This window comes from uncultured Veillonella sp. (genome assembly GCF_934190855.1).
Classification (GTDB): Bacteria; Bacillota; Negativicutes; order Veillonellales; family Veillonellaceae; genus Veillonella.
On sequence record NZ_CAKPTN010000142.1, the window covers coordinates 1 to 4,257 of the forward strand.

Annotated in this window: 4 protein-coding genes, 1 tRNA gene and 1 pseudogene; 5 read left to right on the forward strand and 1 reads right to left on the reverse strand. The window is 31.8% G+C overall.

Features of this window, described 5'->3' with window-relative positions; all coding sequences use genetic code 11:
* The first annotated feature begins 126 nt into the window (after positions 1-126).
* From Q0F90_RS07660 to Q0F90_RS07670, 3 genes are all read left to right on the forward strand, one after another.
* On the forward strand, positions 127-1,842 hold the full coding sequence (locus Q0F90_RS07660; protein WP_296004457.1) for a hypothetical protein: 1,716 nt from the start codon (positions 127-129) through the stop codon (positions 1,840-1,842).
* The gene (locus Q0F90_RS07665; RefSeq protein ID WP_296004459.1) at positions 1,839-2,297 is read left to right on the forward strand and encodes a low molecular weight protein-tyrosine-phosphatase; all 459 of its coding nucleotides are present in this window, start codon (positions 1,839-1,841) and stop codon (positions 2,295-2,297) included. The genes Q0F90_RS07660 and Q0F90_RS07665 overlap by 4 nt, the downstream gene beginning before the upstream one ends.
* Positions 2,298-2,425: 128 nt before the next feature.
* Positions 2,426-2,500: transfer RNA gene (locus Q0F90_RS07670), tRNA-Arg, on the forward strand.
* 77 nt (positions 2,501-2,577) lie between these two features.
* On the opposite strand, the gene Q0F90_RS07675 is transcribed toward Q0F90_RS07670, so the two are convergent.
* On the reverse strand, positions 2,578-2,997 hold the full coding sequence (locus Q0F90_RS07675; protein ID WP_296004461.1) for a hypothetical protein: 420 nt from the start codon (positions 2,995-2,997) through the stop codon (positions 2,578-2,580).
* Between the two features lie 107 nt (positions 2,998-3,104).
* On the opposite strand from Q0F90_RS07675, the gene Q0F90_RS07680 reads away from it, so the two are divergent.
* Together Q0F90_RS07680 and Q0F90_RS07685 are read left to right on the forward strand one after the other, a co-directional pair.
* Positions 3,105-3,944, forward strand: coding sequence for a hypothetical protein (locus Q0F90_RS07680; protein WP_296004463.1), 840 nt, complete (start codon positions 3,105-3,107; stop codon positions 3,942-3,944).
* A 108-nt stretch (positions 3,945-4,052) separates the two neighbouring features.
* Positions 4,053-4,257, forward strand: a pseudogene (locus tag Q0F90_RS07685) (2-C-methyl-D-erythritol 4-phosphate cytidylyltransferase); the annotation flags it as partial.

Genomic DNA, 4,257 nt, shown 5'->3' on the forward strand with positions numbered 1-4,257 from the left:
GTGCTCTTGTAGAGTTGAATAGAATATGATTGAGTGAGATAATTATAAAAAGTGAATTGTATATATTTTAACTGTAAAATATATACCAAAATAAATAATACTAAATGTGTTGGGAGTTGAAAGTGGATGGAAAAGTATAGTGAACCACAGATATTTATAGTTAATAATAGAGATATTGCAAATAAATTAAGTGAATCTTATAATATTGAAATTGGAAATTTAGGTATAAATAAGGTTGTAGATTTTGGGGAGTATGCCCAAACGAGATATGTAAATCTTGAGTATAAAACAGTAGATAATTTACATGAATATAGTGTAATTATTATTGATTTACAAAATGAGAATGAGACTAGAAATTATATTAATAACAAGAAAGAAGTAGAGAATGCGGAATATTTATTTGAATTAAACTATCCTAAACAGATTTTTAATCCTACTTCGTTAGTCCTACATTTTATGAAAAATAATATGAGAGTTCCCTTATTAAAAATTATCTTTGCTGGAAGTGCTTATACAGAAACATATGATTTGGTTAAAGTTTTAAATCAGCAACAATATAGTCATCCAGAAAAGCATGAATATGATGTATATGAAGTGATTCAATCTAATGCGATTTCAAAGTGTGGGAAAAAGATTGTATCAGCAAATAATAAACTTTCTAATCTATTAATGAAATATACATCCGAATATAAAGCTATCTTTCACCTACCATATGTCTGGGATAGTGATTCTCAAAAATCAATTAGAAATCCCAATTTTATTCCATTATTGAAAAATCAAGATGATGAAGTTATTTCCTATATAGGTTATTCTAAAAATTCAGGATATGAATTATTACTTCCTGTTTGTGATAAAAAAGATGAGTTGATTGATGAATTGTTATCTACTTATTTACCAGAAATATTTCCTGAAATTTTCCCTGAATCAAAAGAGTTTGAATGGATAAAAGACAAAGAGTTTTTGCATAAAGAAATTTTAGAAATTGAAGAAAAGAAGAAAGTCGCTCAAAAAGCCTATGAGTCAAGAATACAATTACTCAATAGTCAAATTGAGGAAATTAATCAACAATATAAATTTTTAAATGATTTGTTAACTGCAACCGGCGAGGCGTTAGTACAAGCCGTATGCAAGTATTTTGAATGGCTTGGTTTTACAGAGGTAAAAGCGATAGATGGCAGTGAGGGTGTTCTTAGAGAAGATATACAGATTATAGATAATGAAAAAATATATATTATTGAGGTTAAAGGTATAGGTGGGACATCTACAGATTCAGAATGTACACAAGTTGCAAAGCATAGAAGGCGAAGAGAAAAAGAGTATCCTAACAAAATAATAATTCCTATATATATTGTGAATCATCAAAGATATAAGAAACCTGATTTAAGACAAAATCCACCATTTAGTAAGGATCAGATTGATTATGCATTAAGTGATGAACGAGGCCTTCTTACTACATGGCAGCTATATAAGCAATATAGACTGATAGAAGATAAGATATTTACTAAAGAAGAAACTAGAGATGCTTTATACGAACATGGAGTTATATCACTGATTCCGAGGAATTTAAAGTATATCGGAACATATTCTGAATACTTTAAGAAGCCAAAAGCAGGAATATTAATTCTTAATAATACTAAGATAAAAGTTGGGGATGAGGTTTATGCTAAAAAGGATGAGCGATGGATTTATACAAAAATTAATAGTATCCGAGTAAATGATATAGATGTTGAATATGCTGAAAGTGGAGAGGTCGGCCTCGTTACCGATATTGAACTAGAGAATGGATACGAAATTTTTAAAAGGGATATAGAGGATAAAAGTTCTAATGGGGAGTTTAAATGATAAATATTTTATTCATCTGTCACGGTAATATCTGTCGTTCAACGATGGCAGAGTTTTATATGAATCATATCGTTGCGAAGGCTGGACTTAGTGAAACTATTTATATTGAATCTGCAGCTACATCTCGTGAAGAGATAGGAAATGATACCCATTATGGGACTAAAGAGAAATTAGATGAAATGGGTATTCCTTATACTCGTCGTAAGGCTCGTCAAGTAACGGTTGATGACTATCATAATTTCGACTATCTCATTATCATGGATGAAAACAATGCACGGAATTTAAAACGTATCATTGGAGATGATGTTGACAATAAGGTGCATATGGCGATGTCTTTTGTTGGTGAAAGCCGCGATGTAAAGGATCCTTGGTATACAGGAAACTTTGATGAAACCTATGATGATGTCAGTCGTAGCTGTGATGCTCTACTAGAATTAATTAAAGAAAACATATAATGGAAATAGCCCTTATAGTTATCTAGTAAATGATTAACTATAGGGGCCTTTCTGTATAAACCTAGTGGCTATATATACTTTATACTACCGAAGCATAGCGTAATATGGTATAATTTTTAGGTATTCATGCGCCTATAGCTCAGGGGATAGAGCGCCGGTCTCCGGAACCGGGTGCGCAGGTTCGATTCCTGCTAGGCGCACCAAATAAAAGGCTTCTCGAAATTTCGAGAAGCCTTTTTTATGTGTCTTTATGTTACTGTATAGTTCAAAAAATTATATGTTAGCATCTATATTTAGTACAACGAATTCCTCGTGCTTGAAATTCATTTATCAGTAAGTCTATTGATTTATCAATGCTTTCTTCATTAGTTATATATATCATCTTTTTGTAATAGACCGTACCATCAAATTCTATCCAACGGCTTGTCTTACCATTTAGTTTGCAAATTTGCATTCTACCGGCCCAGCTGCTCATGCTACGGAATTTTTTAGCTTTAGAAAAACGTACCTCACGAATATCGCTTAATTTAAATGTTCTTCTTACTAAGCCAATGCCTATAGAGACTTGATCATCTGTAAAATAAAGAAGTTTATAACGGTCTTCTGGAGGCATGGATTTAATTATAGATAGGTTATAAGTAGCAAAAACTACAGCAATAGCTATCAATATAAACATTAGTATTATCATATAGCTTCCCATACTTTCAAGGCCTCCTTTTCTCTATTATAATAAATATAAGTAATATATGAAATACGGTGTATAGTTAACTTTGAAGCGTTGTTTGTATTTATTGATGGGAGAGAAAAATGGACATACATACACGAACTACTAAATGGAGTAAAGGCATATCTGAGATGGATGTATTATCCTTTGCTGAGAAGGAAATAGTTTGTAACAAGGTGGCCAAGCAATTATTCGTTATCTGTGTTACGATAGCTACTTTAATACTAATTGCAATTATAGCGGGTATGTTTGAATATCCATGGCTTCTAGATCATATGACGAATACAGCAAATACAGTGAGCCCCGCTCATTCTCAAGCAGGGCGATCAGGTAGTACCATGACCAGTTTGTCTTATATGATATTCGTATTAGCAGCTATGCTGATATCTACAATGTGGGTGTTTTACACTATCAAAAAACCTTTACTTAAAAGGGAAATAAGAAAATTAGTAGAGAAGAAACTAGCAGATGCTTCTAGTACGGATGATGTACTGACATCGGTATATTGGGCTTTTTCTAATCAAGAATATGGTAGTGATGATGCTTTCACCAAAGATATTATCGATTATATACCGGATAATAAAGATAACTGGAATCCTAATGGCATTGCTATTAATAATCGTAAGGTATGTATCGTTTATGAAGCGTTCATTACAGGTTCTGAACAACTACGAAGTAATGAGCATATTGTTGACCTAACTGATTTAGACGAAGAGAATCGCATTGATGGTGTATTTCAAACCGATATTAAAGTCGAGTTAAGCGCAGAGAATAGACAATGTTTTACTAATGTAGAACTATTAAGAAAAATTCATAACCAAATTGCCAATAAAATAGAAGAGGGACAAGATTGTTTTGAAGGATTAGAATATGTAGAAACAGTAGAGAGAATGCCAGTATATCGAGTTATGATTGGTGACTAATAGATTTATGTCGTTTCATGAATGAAATTTCATATTGCTTATATATTTGGTATGGTATAATATTCTCAAATTTGCATTGTTATTTGTAATAGAAATGGAGAGGGTTCTATGCTTTCAACACTAATATTTTTCTTAATTGTATTCTTGATTTACTTCTTTATTAAGCAATACAATTTGTTGCAAAATTTGACTGTAGAGATTAAAGAGGCACGTGCTAATATTATCGTTGCTTACGAGAAAAAGGTTGCCATTGTAAATGGCGAGAGAACCAACATAAAGATAACTTATAAAGAAGATATGATATTTGCCGAGT